At 44.3% G+C, this 18,048-nt stretch carries 10 protein-coding genes; 5 read left to right on the forward strand and 5 right to left on the reverse strand.

All coding sequences use genetic code 11. The features are described 5' to 3' along the window. Window positions 1-6 precede the first annotated feature (6 nt). Window positions 7-861 (forward strand): PA4780 family RIO1-like protein kinase, encoded by an 855-nt coding sequence (locus tag RDV63_RS14450; protein ID WP_313910200.1) that lies wholly within the window; start codon window positions 7-9, stop codon window positions 859-861. 154 nt (window positions 862-1,015) lie between these two features. After that, window positions 1,016-2,875: a Na/Pi symporter gene (locus RDV63_RS14455; RefSeq protein WP_313910202.1), complete on the forward strand. Its 1,860-nt coding sequence runs from the start codon at window positions 1,016-1,018 to the stop codon at window positions 2,873-2,875. A gap of 24 nt (window positions 2,876-2,899) precedes the next feature. On the opposite strand, the gene RDV63_RS14460 is transcribed toward RDV63_RS14455, so the two are convergent. Then, entirely contained in the window at window positions 2,900-3,244 is a 345-nt protein-coding gene (locus tag RDV63_RS14460) for a DMT family transporter (protein ID WP_313910203.1), read from the reverse strand. 98 nt (window positions 3,245-3,342) lie between these two features. Next, the gene (locus RDV63_RS14465) at window positions 3,343-5,394 is read right to left on the reverse strand and encodes a S9 family peptidase (protein WP_313910205.1); all 2,052 of its coding nucleotides are present in this window, start codon (window positions 5,392-5,394) and stop codon (window positions 3,343-3,345) included. Between the two features lie 228 nt (window positions 5,395-5,622). Between RDV63_RS14465 and RDV63_RS14470 the strand changes: the two genes are divergently transcribed. From RDV63_RS14470 to RDV63_RS14480, 3 genes are all read left to right on the forward strand, one after another. Next, window positions 5,623-6,207 (forward strand): TetR/AcrR family transcriptional regulator, encoded by a 585-nt coding sequence (locus tag RDV63_RS14470; protein WP_313910206.1) that lies wholly within the window; start codon window positions 5,623-5,625, stop codon window positions 6,205-6,207. Window positions 6,208-6,296: 89 nt separating this feature from the next. Beyond that, the gene (locus RDV63_RS14475) at window positions 6,297-7,454 is read left to right on the forward strand and encodes an iron-containing alcohol dehydrogenase (protein ID WP_313910207.1); all 1,158 of its coding nucleotides are present in this window, start codon (window positions 6,297-6,299) and stop codon (window positions 7,452-7,454) included. Window positions 7,455-7,544: 90 nt separating this feature from the next. Further along, window positions 7,545-8,615 (forward strand): NADP-dependent oxidoreductase, encoded by a 1,071-nt coding sequence (locus tag RDV63_RS14480; protein ID WP_313910208.1) that lies wholly within the window; start codon window positions 7,545-7,547, stop codon window positions 8,613-8,615. Between the two features lie 70 nt (window positions 8,616-8,685). Here RDV63_RS14480 and recD read toward each other — a convergent pair whose 3' ends face one another. The 3 genes from recD to recC form a co-directional block, all read right to left on the reverse strand. Continuing rightward, window positions 8,686-10,674, reverse strand: coding sequence for an exodeoxyribonuclease V subunit alpha (gene recD / locus RDV63_RS14485; RefSeq protein WP_313910209.1), 1,989 nt, complete (start codon window positions 10,672-10,674; stop codon window positions 8,686-8,688). A 75-nt stretch (window positions 10,675-10,749) separates the two neighbouring features. Further along, window positions 10,750-14,571 (reverse strand): exodeoxyribonuclease V subunit beta, encoded by a 3,822-nt coding sequence (gene recB / locus RDV63_RS14490; protein WP_313910210.1) that lies wholly within the window; start codon window positions 14,569-14,571, stop codon window positions 10,750-10,752. After that, window positions 14,564-17,968: an exodeoxyribonuclease V subunit gamma gene (gene recC / locus RDV63_RS14495; RefSeq protein WP_313910211.1), complete on the reverse strand. Its 3,405-nt coding sequence runs from the start codon at window positions 17,966-17,968 to the stop codon at window positions 14,564-14,566. The genes recB and recC overlap by 8 nt, the downstream gene beginning before the upstream one ends. Window positions 17,969-18,048: the final 80 nt, after the last annotated feature.

An 18,048-nucleotide genomic window follows, 5' to 3' on the forward strand; every position in this document is an offset into this window, starting at 1 on the left:
GGCGCAATGAAAACACCAAAACGTATCCAGCCTCTAGTTGATGAGGGCTTAGTGGATGAAGTGCTCCGCCCTTTAATGAGTGGCAAAGAAGCTGCCGTGTATATCGTCCGTTGTGGCGAGGATATTCGCTGCGCCAAAGTCTATAAAGAAGCAGATAAACGTAGCTTTAAACAAGCTGTTCTGTATCAAGAAGGCCGTAAGGTGCGTAGCTCTCGCCGTGCTAGAGCTATGGAAAAAGGCTCGAAATTTGGCCGGCTGCAGCAAGAAGAAAGCTGGCAACATGCTGAAGTAGACGCCTTATTTAAATTAGCTAAAGCAGGTGTCCGCGTGCCGCAACCTTATGGTTGCTACGATGGCGTCTTACTAATGGAGCTAGTTTGTAATGATGAAGGACTAGTTGCTCCCCGGCTAGCCGATATTGCTATGGATGCCGACATCGCCATAGCTGATCACGCCACTATGTTGCATTACATTATACTTATGCTGTGTGAAGGCATAGTACACGGCGACTTATCTGAATTTAATGTGTTAGTAGATGACCAAGGCCCTGTAATAATAGATTTACCACAAGCAGTTGATGCTGCGGCAAACAATAACGCCAAGTGGATGTTTTGCCGTGATGTAAACAATATTCGTGATTATTATGGTTTATACGCGCCTGAACTGCTTAATACTAATTATGCTGAAGAAATTTGGGCACTTTATGAAGCAGGTGAACTAACAGCTGATGTTGAATTAAGCGGTGACTTTATCGCCGATACAGAAGCAGCCGATGTTGATTCGGTATTAGAACAAATTAAAGCCGCTTTTACCGAAGCAGAAGAACGAAAAATCAGATTAGCAGAGCAAGATCAAGATTAAGCTATAACAACTCTAATTAAGCTTAAAACTCACTCGCACTCTTTGTACTTTTCAAACCTAGGGGCTATGAAGTATTTCACGCTAGCCTACTAGCAAAATCAATTACTAAGCCTTAATCTAAAGGTAATTTAACTAGGTGAGTTTTCGAGCCTTTATGCCTAAATTTAAACTTTTTTTACTACCTATTATTATTTTAACTGTTTTGGTAATCAGCTTTTGGTACAGCGCTGGCTGGCTCCAGCTTTGTGCTGGTTTAGCTTTATTTTTATTTGGTATGCAATGCCTTGAAGAAGGTTTAAAACAATTAGCTGGCGGTAAGTTAGAACAAGTACTAGCGCGCAGTACTGCCACACGTTTTAAAAGCTTTTTGGTCGGTGTCGGTGGCACTATGCTGCTGCAATCTACTACTTTAATGTCTTTATTAACTATTGCTTTTATTAGTACAGGCTTAATCCAATTCGCTAGTGGCATTGCAATTTTACTTGGTATTAACCTAGGGACTAGTGCCGGTATTTGGCTACTGGCAGCAGCTGGTCAAAACTTTAGTCTTAGCCCGCTAGCACTACCATTATTAGTTTTTGGTGTATTAGCTGGCTTTAATGGTCCTAAAAGTAAAGCAGCTGGCCGTATAGTGCTGGGCATTGCCTTTATTTTCTTAGGTATAGATCAAATTAAAGCCGGCTTTAGTGAGTTTGGCAGTAGCTTAGATTTAACCACACAATTTGATGCCACCTTATTAGGCCAATTAGCTTTTGTTGCTGTTGGTATCCTATTAACTGCTGTACTGCAATCTAGCCATGCTACTTTAATGTTAGTACTAGCCGCTTTAGCTGGTGGTCAAATTGAGCTTTGGCAAGCCATGACTATAGCTATTGGTGGCAACATAGGTAGCAGTGTTACTACAGCTTTTGTTGGTTGGCTTGGCGGTAATCGTGGCGGCCAGCGTTTAGTCTTAGTTCATACTTTTTTTAATATAGTTACTGGTATTGTTACCTTTATCTTGTTAATGCCATTGCTGTGGATCTCACAAAAGTCTATGGCGCTGTTTGGTGCTGGCGACAATACCTTATTGCAATTAGCCATGTTTCAAACTCTATTCAATATTATAGGTGTGCTAATATTTTGGCCACTGCAAAGCAAAATTGAATATTGGCTCTGCCGCTTTTTACCCGACCCAATTGAACCTGAAGTATTAATTACAGCAATAGAATCAGATCTTGTTGCTACACCACAAAAAATAGCGCCAAATCAAGCCCGTTATCTTAACGACGCGGCATTAGCTTCAGCCGATACAGCCGCTAGTGCTGTGGTGCAAGAGCTACAATATTTAAGCCGCTTAAGTCTAGAGGTGATCTGCCATGCCTTGTATCAACCTATAGAGCAATTAATAGCGCCAAGCTTAGATGAAAAAATATTAAATACCTTGCCAGATGATAACAACAGCTTAGATGCTAAAGAGCTATATCAGCAGCATATCAAAGGTGTTTATTCAGATTTACTCGGTTTTATGAGCCGATTAAACGTAGAGCTAGATGAAGATCAGCAGAAGTTTTGGATTACCTGCCAAATGTTAGCACTACAATTAGTCGATGCAGTAAAAAATGCTAAGCACTTACAAAAAAATTTATATCGTTATTTGCGCGAAGAATCTATCTTCACCCGCAGTTTATATTTAGATTTACGCCGCCATGTTTTTTGGGTGCTACGTGAAACTTACTCGTTAAGCCGTACAGAGTTAACCGAAGAACAATCCTTACTGACCTTATCAAATATAGATAGCGAAACAGAACGTTTTGCTAAAGAGTTTAGGCATCGTATTTTTAGTGCTATTCGAATGCAAAACTTGAATAACTTACAAGCTAGCTCACTGATGAACGATTTAAATTATAGCCATCGTATTGCGCAAAGTTTTAGCCATGTGTTGCAGGTAAGTTTAACTGATGAAAATAAATTATTGCGTGAAATTCGCAATTTAGATCAAGAAAAAATGCCGTTAGTCAGTTTAACCCAATAAAAATCTAAGAGGGCACAGGCCTGTTTAACTGCTGCTAACCACTTGCAGGCCTATAACAGAAATAACTAAGCTAGTTAGAAAAAACATGCGCCAAAAGGTAACAGGTTCGTTAAATAATATAATACCCGCGGCGACTGTTCCTACCGCGCCAATCGCGCCCCAAACCGCATAAGCAGTACCAACTGCAATGGCTTTTTCACCCCCCATAGACTTAAACAGCAAATACATACTAATACAGACGCAAATAACAAAAGCGGCCAACCAAAAAGCTAAGTATTTACCACTCGCCTGCTGCGCCTTGCCTAAGCTAATGGCAAAGCCCGTTTCAAATAAGCCGCCAATAATCAACAAAATCCAGTTAATGCTCATTTATTAGATGCTCTTAAAAGTTAAAGGGCTAGCCTGCCAACTGCAGAGCAGGCTAACCCTGTTTGGTTGCTACCAACAGTTCTCTTATTGTAACTGTACTACTGCGACGGGCCTTTGCCGATGTAGCGCTCTAGCCAGCCGTGGAATTCTTTGAACCAAAATACGGAGTTATTCGGTTTTAAGATCCAGTGGTTTTCATCTGGGAAATAAACTAAACGGGCATCTATGCCTTTACCTTTGTATACACCATAAGCTTCTAGGCCTTGTGTTACTGGCACTCGGTAGTCTTTTTCACCGTGAATCACCAGCATGGGCGTAACGAATTTATCGGCATGCATAGCTGGGCTCCATTGCAGCATTTTATCTAAGCCGTCCCAAGGTGCGCCATTATATGAGTGAACACGATGTGCTGTGCTGTCTGATGCAAATTGGCCCATTAGATTGTAAACACCAGCATGGTTTATTAAGGCTTTGTAGCGATCAGTATGACCGGCAATCCAGCTAACTAAATAGCCACCATAGCTACCGCCTGCTGCGGCTAAGCGGTTTTCATCGATAAAGCCTTTGGCAAGCATAAAGTCGACTGCGGCTTGGCTATCAATAAAGGGTTTAGTTGGATGCTCGCCATGAATAGAAACGGCAAAGTCTTGGCCAAAACTGGTTGAACCATGGAAGTTAGGCATAATAGTCACGTAGCCAGGCGCCGCGAATAATTGCGGGTTCCAACGGAAGCTAAAGTTATCGCCAAAGAAGCCATGTGGACCGCCGTGCAATAAGTTTAATAATGGCCATTTTTTGTTTTTATCAAAGTTTGGCGGATAAACAATATACATTTGAACCGCATTGCCATCAGCGCCAGTAAATTCTGCTTCTTCTACCTTACCCCAAGCAATATTTTGCTGTAACTCTTGGTTAAAGCGAGTTAGCGCCGTTAAGTTTTTACCATTGGTTTTTAGTTTAAAAATCTCAGGAAACTGGCTAATACCATGCTGAACAAAGACTAACTGGTTGTTAGCGGCAACCCTAACACCACTATTACTTTGGTTACGCAGTACTTGTTTTACTTTACCGCCAGATGCCGACACTGAAAAAATAGATTGTTTAGCTCGATCACCTGCAACAAAATAGATGGTTTTACCATTTTGGCTAAACTGCCAGTCAGCTGGGGAATGGCTAAAGTCTTTAGCAAGTTCTGTTTTTTTACCGCTTTTAAGCTCGTAACGGATTAACTTAACTCTATCGGCATAAAAGTCGGTTCTTTCTTGAGCGCCATAAACCAGAAACTTACCATCGGGGCTAAACACTGGGTTTGCATCCCGAGCAGGGTTATCGCTGGTTAAGTTAGTAAAGTCACCACTGCCATCCAGTTTTAGCATTAATACATCACTGTTTAGCTGGTTATAAGGCTTTTCACTAGTAATAGCGCTTAAGGCTAAGCTTTTACTATCAGGGGCAATAGAATATTGCACACCACCGCCGACTGAAAACCAACGCTGCCAGCCTGGAGTTAATTCAGTTACATAATTGCTGGCTAAATCTAGCTTAAATAAGCGCGGAAAATGATTATCTGTTAGCCAATGATCCCAATAACGGTAAACCCGATCTTCAGTTACCTTAGCGCTAACTTTATTGTTTTTGTTTTGCTTTAGTTCAGTTTCAAGGGCCTTAAAGTCCCCATTGAAGTCTGCTGGCACTTGGGCCATAAAAATAATGCTTTTGCCATCAGGCGTAAATTGCGGTGCCGATACCGACACAGGCAAGGTAGTAAGTTGCTTAGCTTCACCACCTTGTAATGGCAGCATAAATAGCTGACCTTTACTATTACCGCGGCGGGCAACAAAGGCCAATTGTTTGCCATCTGGGCTCCAGATTGGGCTAGATTCACTTTCTTTTAAATGCGTAAGTTGGCTAATAGCGCCGCTATTGATATCTAATAAATGTAAATCCGCATTACCTTTATCGGTTGCCATATCGTAGCGCGTTAACGAAAACACCGCTTGTTTACCATCTGGCGACACTACCGGCGTACTTGGCCGAGCAGCTTGCCATAAGTCTGCCGACGTTATTGGCTGCGGGCTAGCTAATAGTTGGCTGCTAGCAAACACTAGCGCACTCACTAATCCCTTATAAATAAAACCGTGACTTTTCATTTTAATACCTAAATAATAAAAAAACTTAACGTTAAACCATAGCATACAAGCATTTACAGCTAAGCTAAGCATGCGGTTGGCTGGCTAAAGCATGCGATTAACTTTGTAATTACGTTTTAATTTAATAGAGTAGCAGTAATCAGCACTGAAACCGAAGCAACAAGGCTAACTTAAAAAACTTTACAATAATCACTAGACGACCGGTCTAATTCAGCTTAGTATTAGCCCATGACGAAAAAACATCACGACACCCGCCAGCATCTGTTAGACACTGGTCATCAAATAATAGCAGCACGCGGCTTTAGCTCGGTTGGGCTAGCGGCAATATTGCAACAGGCTGAAGTGCCTAAAGGCTCGTTTTATCATTACTTTAAGTCTAAAGAGCAATTTGGCCAAGCCCTATTAGAAGACTACTTTAGCCATTATTTAGCCCAGCTTGATCAGCTTTTTAATCAAGCTGATTTAACCGGCCAGCAGCAATTAATGCAATATTGGTCAGAGTGGCAACGGCGCTATTGTGCCACTGACGGCACTAGTACCTGCTTAGTGGTTAAACTCAGTGCAGAAGTCGCCGATTTATCTGAGGCGATGCGTTTAACGCTTAAAACTGGTACAGATCACGTCATTAACCGTTTAACCGCTTGTATTGAAGCGGGCATTGCTGATGGCTCTTTGGCTGTAAGCCAAGCAGAATTTACTGCCACTAGCTTATATCAATTATGGTTAGGGGCAAGCTTACTCACTAAGCTACACCGTGATCAGCGCCACCTAGATTTAGCCATGAAAATGACACAACAACTACTGGTAAACTAAGTTTAACTAGGCTGTTTGCCCGCTTTAGTGCGGGCTTTTTTAGCTAAACGCACTAGTCGACTGGTCTAATTTTATAAAGAAGGTATTTTATGCAAGATTTTAGTTTTTATAACCCAACTCGAATTGAATTTGGCGCAGGTAAAATTGCCAAAATTAACCAGCTAGTGCCAGCCGATGCCAAAGTACTGGTATTACTTGGCGGTGAAAGTGCTAAGAAAAACGGTACCTTAGATGAGGTGCTTAGCGCTTTAGGTGAGCGCGAAACGCATCAGTTCTCAGGCATAGAGCCAAACCCTAGCTATGAAACCTTAATTCAGGCGGTAGAGCTAATAAAGCAGCATAATATTGATTTTTTATTGGCTGTAGGTGGCGGCTCGGTAATAGACGGTACTAAATTTGTCGCGGCTGCAGCCTTATACCCAGAAGATGCTTGGCAAATTCTGGTTACCGGCGGTAAACATATAAAACAAGCCCTGCCCTTTGCTACGGTATTAACGTTACCGGCAACAGGATCAGAGATGAACAGTGGCTCGGTTATTACGCGTAAATCATTACAAGCTAAGCTGCCTTTTGGTAGCCCATTATTATTTCCCCAGTTTTCAATTTTAGATCCGGTGAAAACCTACAGCTTACCGCAAAAACAAATTGCTAATGGCGTAGTAGATGCTTTTGTTCATGTAATGGAGCAATACTTAACCTATGCCGCTGACGCGCCAGTGCAAGATCGCTTTGCCGAAGGCTTATTGCAAACCTTAATTGAAATTGGCCCTAAAGCCTTAGCTGAACCAGAAAACTATCAAGTACGCGCCAGCTTAATGTGGACTGCAACATTAGCCTTAAATGGTTTAATTGGTGCTGGTGTGCCGCAAGATTGGGCGACTCACATGTTAGGCCATGAATTAACTGCCCAGCATGGCTTAGATCATGCTCAAACCTTAGCCATAGTGTTACCGGAAATGCTGCGCCAGCGCAAAGCCAGCAAAATGACTAAACTGGTTCAGTTTGCCCAGCGGGTTTGGCATATAGAAAACGGTACTGATGATGAAAAAGCGGAAGCGGCCATTGAAAAAATGCGTGCCTTCTTTGAGTCTCTTGGCGTGGCAACCCGCTTAAGTGACTACCAGCTTGGCGCTGAACATATAGAGCCGCTGATCCATAGTTTAACTAAACATAATATGGTGGCCTTAGGTGAACATGGCGATGTGACACCTGATTTATGCCGTAGCATTTTACAAGCCAGCCTATAACTGCGTTGACTAGTCAAGTAGCGGCTTACTCTGTGGCTATTTGCTAATTCGCCCATTTAAGTGCAGTGAACATTTTTATAAGGGATAACAATGTCAAACCAAATGCCAAACCAAATAAATCAACAAAGCAATACAGTTAATCGTCAATTAACCTTAGCATCACGACCACAAGGTGCGCCTACTAGCGACAATTTCGCTCTTATCAGCACTGAGATCCCAAGTATTAGTGATGGCCAACTGTTATTACGCACAGTTTACCTTAGCCTAGATCCTTATATGCGTGGCCGTATGAGCGATGCCAAATCTTATGCTGATCCTGTTGCTATTAATAGCCCTATGGTTGGCGGTACTGTTAGCCGAGTGCATGCAAGTAAGCATGCTGATTTTAAAGCCGGTGACTGGGTGCTTAGCTTTAACGGCTGGCAAGACTACGCTGTAAGTGATGGCGCTGGCTTAATTAAGCTCGATCCCAATCTAATGCCGCCTTCTTATGCCCTAGGCATTATGGGTATGCCAGGTTTTACTGCTTATATGGGCTTACTTGATATCGGTAAACCACAAACTGGTGAAACGGTGGTTGTTGCTGCGGCAACAGGTGCAGTGGGTTCAGTAGTGGCACAAATAGCTAAGCTAAAAGGCTGTAAGGTGGTGGCCATAGCGGGTGGGGCAGAAAAATGTGCTTATGCTTTAGAAAAACTGGGTGTTGATGCCTGTATTGATCATAAAGCCGAAGATTTTGCCCAGCAATTAGCCGAGGCTTGCCCTAAAGGCATTGATGTTTATTACGAAAACGTCGGTGGCAAAGTGCTAGATGGCGTATTACCCTTATTAAACACTGGAGCGCGAATTCCAGTCTGTGGCTTAATTTCGCAATATAATGCGACTGAACTGCCAGCAGGGCCAGATCGTTTAGGCCAGTTAATGGGCGCCATTTTAGTTAAGCGCATGACAGTAAAAGGTTTTATTATTTTTGATGATTATGCTCATCGCTATAATGAATTTGCTCAAGATATGGTGCAATGGCTGCAGCAAGGTAAAATTCACTATAAAGAGCAAATTGTTGACGGCCTAGCCACTGCGCCTGACGCTTTTATTGGTTTATTAGAAGGTAAAAACTTCGGTAAACTAGTGATCCGCGTTGGCGAAGACAACCTAGCCTAACTAATTTAGCCAAGCTTCAAGGGGTCATAACACTTAAAACCCCTTGCAGCTAAATTGTTATTGATTGCCACTACAAACCACTACTACGACTAACCCGTTTTGTAATGGTTTGGGCTAAAATCTGGCTATCGCCACACAATAAAGTAAATTGCTTTTTGGCTCGGGTAATACCGGTATAAAGTAATTCCCTGCTTAATATTGGGCTATTATCGGGTGGCAACACTAAACAGCAATGACTAAATTCAGAGCCTTGCGACTTATGCACTGTCATGGCAAATACGGTTTCAATATCTGTTAACCGGCTGGGTAACACCCATTTTAAGCTGCCATCGGCTAATTGAAACACTACTCGTAGCTTGCCGCTGCTAGCATCAAGTAACGTAATACCAATATCACCATTCATTAAGCCTAGGCTATAGTTATTGCGCTGCATCATAATAGGCCGACCGTTGTACCATTGCTGTGAACAATCCAGCAGGCCTTCGGCCATTAACCAGCGGCTTATTTGCTGGTTTAGCCCTTCAATTCCCCAATCTCCACTACGCAAGGCGCACAATAACTGAAATTGACTATAGGCAGCTAACACAGCTTTGGCCCAAATGTTATTGCTGCTATCGCTGTCTCTAATATCGCTGCTGGCAGTGCTAGCACTATAACTGCTTTGCTGTTGCACAAGCTGTAAATAGTGACGATACCCCGCGACAACAACAGGCTTTAAGCTTTCTAGCTTATTACCAGCTAGTAATTGAATATCGGTATATTGATTAAATAAATTGCCGGCGCTGGTTTCACCGCGGTTCACGGCAAAGGCTAGCTGGCCTATTCCCGAGTTAGCATCAAACCGATGCGACTTTCTTAACATAACTGTGGCTTGATTAAGCACAGTGCCATTCCCCTGCCAAGGGCTTAAGTCTGTTGCGCTAAAGGGCGCTAATAAACTCAGGGTTTGCGGCAAGTAACCGCCTAATTCGGCACCGCGGCATAAATCGCCTAGTACAGAGCCTGCTTCCACTGAGGCTAGCTGATCTTTATCGCCGAGTAATATTAACCGAGCATGGCTAGGTAAGGCTTGCAACAAAGCCGCCATCATTTCTAAGTCAACCATAGAGGCTTCATCTACCACTAGCACATCTAACGCTAACGGTTGCTCGGCATTGTGTTTAAATTGACGCCGATTAGGCATAGCGCCTAATAAACGGTGTAGTGTTACCACTTCGGTTGGAATGCCAGCTTGCATCTGTGCTGGTAACTTGCTGATAGCACCGCTGATTGACTCCGTTAAGCGCACCGCAGCTTTACCAGTAGGTGCAGCAAGCTTAATCGTTAAAGCACGCTGACTGCCAGCTTGTTCAGGCTCAGTTAGCTCTGTCGCACTGTGCTGAATTAAGGCCAATAGCTTAACCACTGTGGTTGTTTTACCAGTACCTGGGCCGCCGGTAATAATGGCAAAATGACGCTGCAATGCCATAGCACAAGCTAATTTTTGCCAGTCGGTCTCGCGGCTGCCATCTTGGCTAGGCTCGGCACTTGGAAATAACTGCTCTATACGCTGCTTAAGCACTGGGCTTAAACTTATTTGTTGCTGTACTCGCTGGCTAATTTGCTGCTTAACTATTTGCTCGGCTTGATATAAGCGATGTAAATACAAGCGGTTATCGGCTAACACTAAAGGAGATATTTCATCTTGCTTAAGCCAGTGGCTACTGGCCAATGCTTGCTCTATATCGCTTAGGCTAATTGCCGCTAAAATATGCGAAGGTCTATCAGAGAAAAATTGCGCATACTGGTTTTGTGGTGGCAAACTTAACAAGCTATCGGGGTTGGTTATTAAGTCTTGCAATAAAATACAGCTATGGCCACGACCATATTGGTGGCAAAGCAAAGCACATAGCAACCAAACCAGCGGTTGCGGCTCGGCAACAACTTGATTTAAGGTCAGCGGCAGCTGAGCATCGAGTGCTCGCAGCCAGCGTCGGTCTACCCAGCGTTGCAAAAGTTGCTGCATAGCGGCTAGATCTTGCACTGGCGCTGTTGCCGTTAAATGAACCTTATTTGACATGAGTTCCCCGCCTTATTTTACACTGATGGCTTATTGTTATGCATGGCTATTAATTACTAACCTTAGCTGCCAGCATTAGTCACTTTCATTAGCAAACAGCTGATCTAAAGCCTGCAGTAATGCTGGGCTTGGCATGATATCTAGCTGACCCTCGCTAGGGGCTCGAATAAACCAATATAAAGCACCGCCAATATAGTGCTCTGGCGCGGCTAAATAACCAGGCTGACGTTGTTTTAACAACCGATGCAAGGCCAGCAGATATAACGCTGCTTGCACATCATATCTGTGTTGTAAAAACATTTGTTGCATGCTGTCTTGGTTATACGCCTCGTTATTATCGCCTAACCAATTCGACTTATAATCCAACACCCAATAGCGACCTTGACTATCTTGCAAGGTTAAATCGATAAAACCTTTAAGCATGCCATTTAGGTTATCGGCTAATAACATTGGCCTAGTTTGGCCTGGCAAAATAGCTTGGCTAATAATCTTATCTAGCGCCAGCACATCAACCTGACGGGTTTCTAGCCAGAATTCTAGCTCAGCTCGTTGCTGCCCTAAGCCCGATAAACTTACCCCTAAGGCTGAAATAGGCGTGCTTAGCATAGTGGCAAACCAAGGGGCTAATACTGGCTGCCATGACTGCCAGTTATGCCGTGGCAAGCTTTGCTCTAAAATTGCGTTAATGGCTGTTGCATCACATTGGCTAAACTCCTGTTGCTGCGCTTGCTCAAATAATTGGTGCAAAAACGTACCAGCAACGGCACCACGCGGAAAGTCATGAATGGACTCTTGTAGCTCACTGCTTGCGACGGGTTCATACGCTTCTTCTAAGCGCTGGGTATCTAAGGCCGTATCGGCAGCTAAGTCACTACTAGCCTCAGTTTCTGGGCTGTTTGCTATTAGCCTATTCGTACTGTGGCTATCGGCTTTACGTAACGCCGAGTAACTCGCAATCCACCAGCGTTGCCGGTTGACGGCTGAAGCTAAACGTAAAGCTGGGCTTAATTCTGCGGTGGCAGTGGCAGCTAAGGGTGGTTGTTGCTCTAAAATAGGCTGTTGCTGCCAAGGTAAGTCGGCCAAAACGGCGGCGAGTTTTTGCTGATCAACATCAGCACCCAACTGCAATAGATTACCCATGCCGCTAAGGGCAATTTTACTGCCTTTACTTCGGCCTTCACTATAAGCTGCTAAGCCTAACCAGCAAGCATAAATAGGCCGGGTTAAGGCAACATATAACAGCCGAATATCTTCGCGTAAACGTTCACGTTCGGCTTGCTCAACCGCAGCTTCATCTGGGCTTAAATCTAGCACCATTTTAGTGCCATCGTAATAACGCTGAGGCTGTTTAGCCGACGCCGCTTTATAGCCACAAATAAAGGGTAAAAATACCAGCGGGTATTGTAAGCCCTTACTTTTATGGATAGTCACCACTTGCACTAGTTGTTGCTCACTCTCTAGCCGCAGTTGTTGCTCTTCCGCGCTATCGGGCTGCTCTATTTGCTCGGCTAACCAGCGAATTAAACCCGTTTCACCATCGCGTTGCTGGCTTTCATGCTGCAATAATTCAGCTAAGTGCAATATATTGGTTAAAGTACGCTCGCCTTGCTCTTGGCTTAACCATAAACTGGGCAGTTCAAAGTAATGCAACCAAGCTTGCACTAGCGCCAGCACCCCTTTAAAGCGCCAAACTAATTTAAACTCGCGCACTTGCTCTGTTAAGGCTTCCCATGCTGGCTCGTTATTAAAGTAATAGTCTAATTTAGCATCCGTTTGCCCTGATAAGGGTAACGCTAAGGCCATACGTAGGGCATTTTCATCCTCTATTTCATAGCAGGCCCGCAGCCAAAATAATAACGCTGAGGCTTCGGCACTGGCAAAAATAGATTCACTGTCAGACAAATAAACCGAACGAATTTGCCGCTGGCTTAGCTGTTTTCTTACCAAAGCGGCTTCATTACGATCTCGAACCAAAATAGCAATATCAGAAGGCTGTACTGGCGTAAATTCGTCTTGCGTAAGCTCAACTTGCATAAACTCAGCATGCTTAGCCGCGTCTGACTTAACAAAACCCGCTTTAGCTTGTTGTGCTTGGCTTAAAATAAAGGCTATTTGGTCGGCACAGGCAGCTGCCATTAATTGCTGATAAGCGCCTTTTTTTAACTCCTCAGTTGCAATATCGGGCAGCCAATAGTTAACAGCCGGCACAGCTTGCGCAGACACAGTTTGGGCCGGATTTGCTTGGCTAGCTAAAATAAAGTGTTCGGCTTTACCTTGCGCCTTAACGGCTAAAAAAGGCAGCGGTGTGCGAGTCTGGCTATCACTATTAGCATCCGTAGCATTAGTATCAGTAGCAGCAGAGCCAAATCCAAAAGCGCCTTGAGGGCTTTGCTCTGCTTGGCTAAATAACGCATTCACCGCAGCCACTAGGTCTGTAGTCGAACGATAGTTTGTACTTAAATTATAATGACGCTGCTCAGTTAAACGCTTAGCGTGCAAGTAAGTATGTAAATCTGCGCCACGGAAACTATAAATAGCTTGCTTAGGATCGCCCACTAACACTAGCCCTGTTTCGCGGCTAGTAACATCAGGATAAATAGCCTGAAAAATAGCAAACTGTATTGGATCTGTGTCTTGAAACTCGTCAACCATAGCAAACGGATATTGCTGGCGAATACGCGCGGCAAGCACTTCTCCACCTGGGGCATTTAGGGCTTGGTGTAAATCAAGAAGTAAGTCGTTAAAGTCGCGCTCAGCTCCTTGCTTTTTACGTTGCCTAAATTCTGCGGTTAACCATAAGGCCGCATGATGGCGAACATGAATGGCGATATCAGGTTGCTGCTCTAATAGCTGCAAAGCCTGATCAAACAAAGCAAACACCGGATGTTGCACTAATGGCTGGCCTTTTTTAGTGCCGGCTGTTAAATGCTCTAGGCTGAACTTTTTTACATTCTTCGCAAAATCGCTTTGTTGCCAATGTAACAGCTCTGGCTCTGCTATTATTTTTTGCCACCATGCGCGCTCCTGCTCTTGCCAGCTTGCTTTGCGAAACTTACCGCCGTGTAACCAACTATTAGCATAGGCATCGTCTAACTGCGCTAAGGCTTCAGCATCAAGTGCTTGCTGCATTAGCTGACAATGGGCCTGCATTAGGTTTACCCAATCAGCTAAAGGTTGCGCCACTTGATCTGGGCTTAAGGCTTCAGGTAAATCGGTACCCTTAACGGTAAAGTGTAAGTTGCCGGCATCGGCTTGTAACCAAGGCTTAATATCTGCCAGTAAGTCATCAGGAGACTTACTGACATTCCCCAGCGCCTGTAATAGGTTTGGATCTTGTAATGGGTATAAAAAACTGCGCCAATAATCGCAAGCTAAAGTATGTAATAATTGCTTATTGTCATTGCTGAGGTTCTCGCCAAAAGCCGCGCCAGAGTCAAAGGCATGCTCGCTTAACATACGCTGGCACCAACCATGAATAGTAAAAACAGCTGCTTCATCCATCCATTGCGCGGCGCGCTCTAACACGCCGGCACAACGAAAATGCAATTCTGGCGGGTATTCGGCTAATAAATCTTTAATAAAGCTATCCGCACTTTGGTGTTGGCGAAAAGCGATAGCCGCTTCCACTAAGCGAGCCCGAATACGATCGCGCAGCTCAGCCGTTGCCGCTTTAGTGAAGGTGACCACTAATATTTCTGGTGGTAATAAAGGCCGGTTAAAGGCAGTTTGCCCGGCGACACCATGGCCCAGCACTAAACGCAGATATAACGCAGCCAAGGTATAGGTTTTGCCCGTACCGGCACTCGCCTCTATTAATCGGCTGCCATGCAGTTCAAACTGTAATGGCTTAAGCGTAATCACAGCACTGGGATCTGAATTTACCTGTTGTTTAGTCAAGATCAGACTCCTGCTTAGCTAATTTGGCATTTAATAACGGTTGATATAGCTGCTCTGCCCATGTTGCAAAACCTGCTTGCTCTAGACTCGCAAAATCAGGGTAATAGCGTTGTAGCTCGGGGCTATTATCCCGTTCACCGCCAAAGTTGTAACCCCCTTCATAGGTTTGCCGACACTTTTCTGCATCTTGAGTTTGCAGCCAACATATTGCCGTTTTTGGCATTACAGGTAGCGGCTGCTGCAAGCCTTGTTGCCAATAGTTAACCAACTGCTGTAGCTGCGCAAAAGCGCTGTCTTTCGCTTGCGCTATTAGCTGCACTTTATCATCTAACCCATACTGCAAGGTGCTTACCTTAGCGCCTTGCGCATTGGCGACTAATTGCTGTAACCAACTAGTGCGCAAGGTATACCAACGCAATTGGTCATCTTTACGAATAGCGCTAGCGCGTAATAATATCAGTGCTTGTTGCTCAATGCCTGACGAGCCAGCTTGGTAGAGCTGAGTTAAATTGTCGTTTAATGCCACATCAGCAAACTGCAAGGAAATAGCTAAGGGCTGAGCAGCTTTTTGCCAAGCGATGCCATCAGAGCGATATCGATTAAAAACTACCTCTACTTCACGCTCTATGCTTGCCGCAACATTTTGGCCAAATATAGCCAGTGGTAATTTAGCTTGCTGGCTTAATTGGGCTACAGCGGCAGATAAATCAAAATCGGGTTTATGTAACAGCTGTTGCAATAACTGCTGCTTTAATTGATAAAGTTGCAGAGTGTTGAGTACAAAAGGCTCATCATCCTGCGCTTGCATTGCCGACTGATAAAAGCGGGTTTTAAAGCGTTGATTTAAATAATGCCGACAGGGGTTGGCTAAAAAGTCATCTAATAAACGCACACTTAATACCGGCAAAGCCTCTTGTTGCGCTGTACTGCTAAGTGAGTCTGTACATGCTGGCTCAGTCTGATGCGCAGCTTGCCATTCATAAGCATAGGTTGCGTATTCACCATTAAAATAGCGTGGCGAAAAAGGCTGTAATGGGTATTCTTGGGTAAGTGCTTTTAACACAGGTAAGCCTGACTGATGCTGCCAGCCTTGCGTTATTACATCACCTAATTGACTTACCAGTACGCTAGGCGGTAGCTCACTATTATTGCGAATATGCTTGCCTACCCAGCTTATATATAAGGCTTGTCGAGCACTGAGCATGGCTTCTAAAAATAAAAATCTATCATCATCACGTCGCGAGCGATCACCAGGGCGATAATCATTGGCCATTAAATCAAAGTCATCACTTTGCCGAGTACGCGGGTATTCGCCATCGTTTAAACCCAGTAAATAGACCCGTTTAAACGGAATAGCCCGCATAGGCATTAAGGTAGAAAAAGTTAAACTACCGGCCAAGAAACGCTGGCTTAAGCCTGATTCACTGGCTTGATCTAACCAAGCTTCACGCAGCACTGCTAGACTAATGTCACCGCTAAAATCTCCACTTAGGCCAGCATCCACTAACTGCTGCATAGCATCAGCTAAACGGCCATAAATAAGCTGATCTTGATCACTGCTAAAGTCGAATAAATCCGTTAATAAACCGGGCTGTGCAAACAGCATTTGTTGCCACTTTGCTAAGCTGGCTTGGGGTTGAGCAACAAGTTGTTGCTGCCAATGTTTAAGCTGCTGAATAAATTGCAGTAAAGGCCCTACTTCTGCGGCGGCTAAGCCTGACACTTCAGCATAAGGTGCCCGGCCCTGCCATTGTTCAACATCACCAAGGGCAAAGCCAAGCAGCATACGCTCTATACCAAACATCCAACTATAATTATCGGCCAGTTGATCTAAGCCTAAGCTAGCACGTTGTTCGCCATCTAACCCCCAGCGCACCCCCGCTTCATTTAGCCATAAGCGAATTTGCCCTAGCGCCTGAGGATTAATAGCAAAACGGCGCTGAATGGCAGGAACATCCAGCAAGTCACTCATTTCGGTTAAGGTAAAGCGTTGCTCTGGTAGCTGTAAAATATATTCTAACGCCACCATTAACGGCTGACTGCCACGCAAACTTTGATCGGCTAAGGTATAAGGTAAATAGCGTTTATCATCGCGGTTTAAGCGGCCAAATACCGCATGGATATGGCTTTGATATAAGCTAATATCTGGCATCATAATAATAATATCACGCGGTAATAAGCTGCTATCACTGGAAAATTGACTGAGCAAATTATCTTGCAGAATTTCTACTTCACGTTGGCGGCTATGGGCAACATGAAAGCTAATACTCTTATCGTCAGCGGCTACGACTCTAGGTTCGGTTGGGCTGGCATTTAGCTCTAACATATCTTGCTGTAGCTGTTGCAATAAAGGCAGCTTAGCGATATCTGCTACCGGCTCAGAGAATAAGTCTATTTTATTATTAAACCAATGCTGATACTGCTCTGGTTGGTCAAATTTATCCAGTAAACTAATGTAATCGCGACCTTGCTTACCTAAACTCGCCAGCAAAACAGGCGCATGTAAATACAGTTCATCGGCATCAAGCACTTCGGGCAAGCCTGGCTTACGCTGCTGACGCTTTTGTTTAGCACGCATATCATCTTTGATGCTACTAATATCGCCCCAAAAATGCCGACACGGATTAAGTACCGTTAGTAACACTTGGCGCTGCGACCCCAAAGCCGCCAGCAATTCTAAGGTTTGCTGAGCTAACGATGACACCCCAAACACCACTATGCGATCAGGCAATAAATCTGGCCTAGCTAATTGGCCTTGCTGTAATGCGGCTAACGCCTGATTATGCACATCTGCTCGGCTAGAATAGGCTAAATCACCTGAGGAGCTGGCAATATCCTGCTGCAATAAACGCCAGAGCGCCGGCTGCCATAATTGATCGTCTGGGACGATTTTAAGGGGGGTTTTAGCTAAAACATCGTCGCCATTACGCCAATGTTGTAGCCAGTCGGCTCGATACACTTGATATTGGTCGAATAGGTCGGCTAAACGCAGCGCTAACTGATAGCTTTTTCGCCCATCTAAGTCTTGCTGTAAATAGCGGTTTAAAGGCGCAAACACCGGATCGGTTAACTGGTTTAATAAGCCTAAAATGCGCCAGCTTAAGTTGTTTTTATCATAAGGTAAGCTTTTAGGAATGGCCTCGCCTAATACGGCCCGATAAAGCTGCCAAACAAATTGGTTGGGTAATTCAACCTGTAAACCCGCGGCAATACCAGGATGACCATTAGCGGTTTCGGCTAAGGCCATTTTTAGCCACTGAGCAATACCGTTACTTTGTACTAGCACCTCTTCTGTGCCCAGTACGGGCACTGGATTAGCACTTAACCACTGTACCAGTAACTCGCGTAGCGTTTCTAATTGATTACTATGAATAACCACAAAGCCAGGCTGCAGCATGCTAACTCTCTACAAAAACAATATCTTGGCAGATTAGCACAGCAACTAAGATTTTAGAATGGACATCACTGGTAAAAAAT

The sequence above is a fragment of the Rheinheimera sp. MMS21-TC3 genome (assembly GCF_032229285.1).
In the GTDB taxonomy this organism is placed as follows: Bacteria; Pseudomonadota; Gammaproteobacteria; order Enterobacterales; family Alteromonadaceae; genus Alishewanella.

Bases quoted from the DNA above. Each gene is read 5' to 3' on its own strand.
- RDV63_RS14450 (WP_313910200.1), top strand. From the start codon at position 7: ATGAAAACACCAAAACGTATCCAGCCTCTAGTTGATGAGGGCTTAGTG.
- RDV63_RS14455 (WP_313910202.1), top strand. From the start codon at position 1,016: ATGCCTAAATTTAAACTTTTTTTACTACCTATTATTATTTTAACTGTT.
- RDV63_RS14460 (WP_313910203.1), bottom strand. From the start codon at position 3,244: ATGAGCATTAACTGGATTTTGTTGATTATTGGCGGCTTATTTGAAACG.
- RDV63_RS14465 (WP_313910205.1), bottom strand. From the start codon at position 5,394: ATGAAAAGTCACGGTTTTATTTATAAGGGATTAGTGAGTGCGCTAGTG.
- RDV63_RS14470 (WP_313910206.1), top strand. From the start codon at position 5,623: ATGACGAAAAAACATCACGACACCCGCCAGCATCTGTTAGACACTGGT.
- RDV63_RS14475 (WP_313910207.1), top strand. From the start codon at position 6,297: ATGCAAGATTTTAGTTTTTATAACCCAACTCGAATTGAATTTGGCGCA.
- RDV63_RS14480 (WP_313910208.1), top strand. From the start codon at position 7,545: ATGTCAAACCAAATGCCAAACCAAATAAATCAACAAAGCAATACAGTT.
- recD (WP_313910209.1), bottom strand. From the start codon at position 10,674: ATGTCAAATAAGGTTCATTTAACGGCAACAGCGCCAGTGCAAGATCTA.
- recC (WP_313910211.1), bottom strand. From the start codon at position 17,968: ATGCTGCAGCCTGGCTTTGTGGTTATTCATAGTAATCAATTAGAAACG.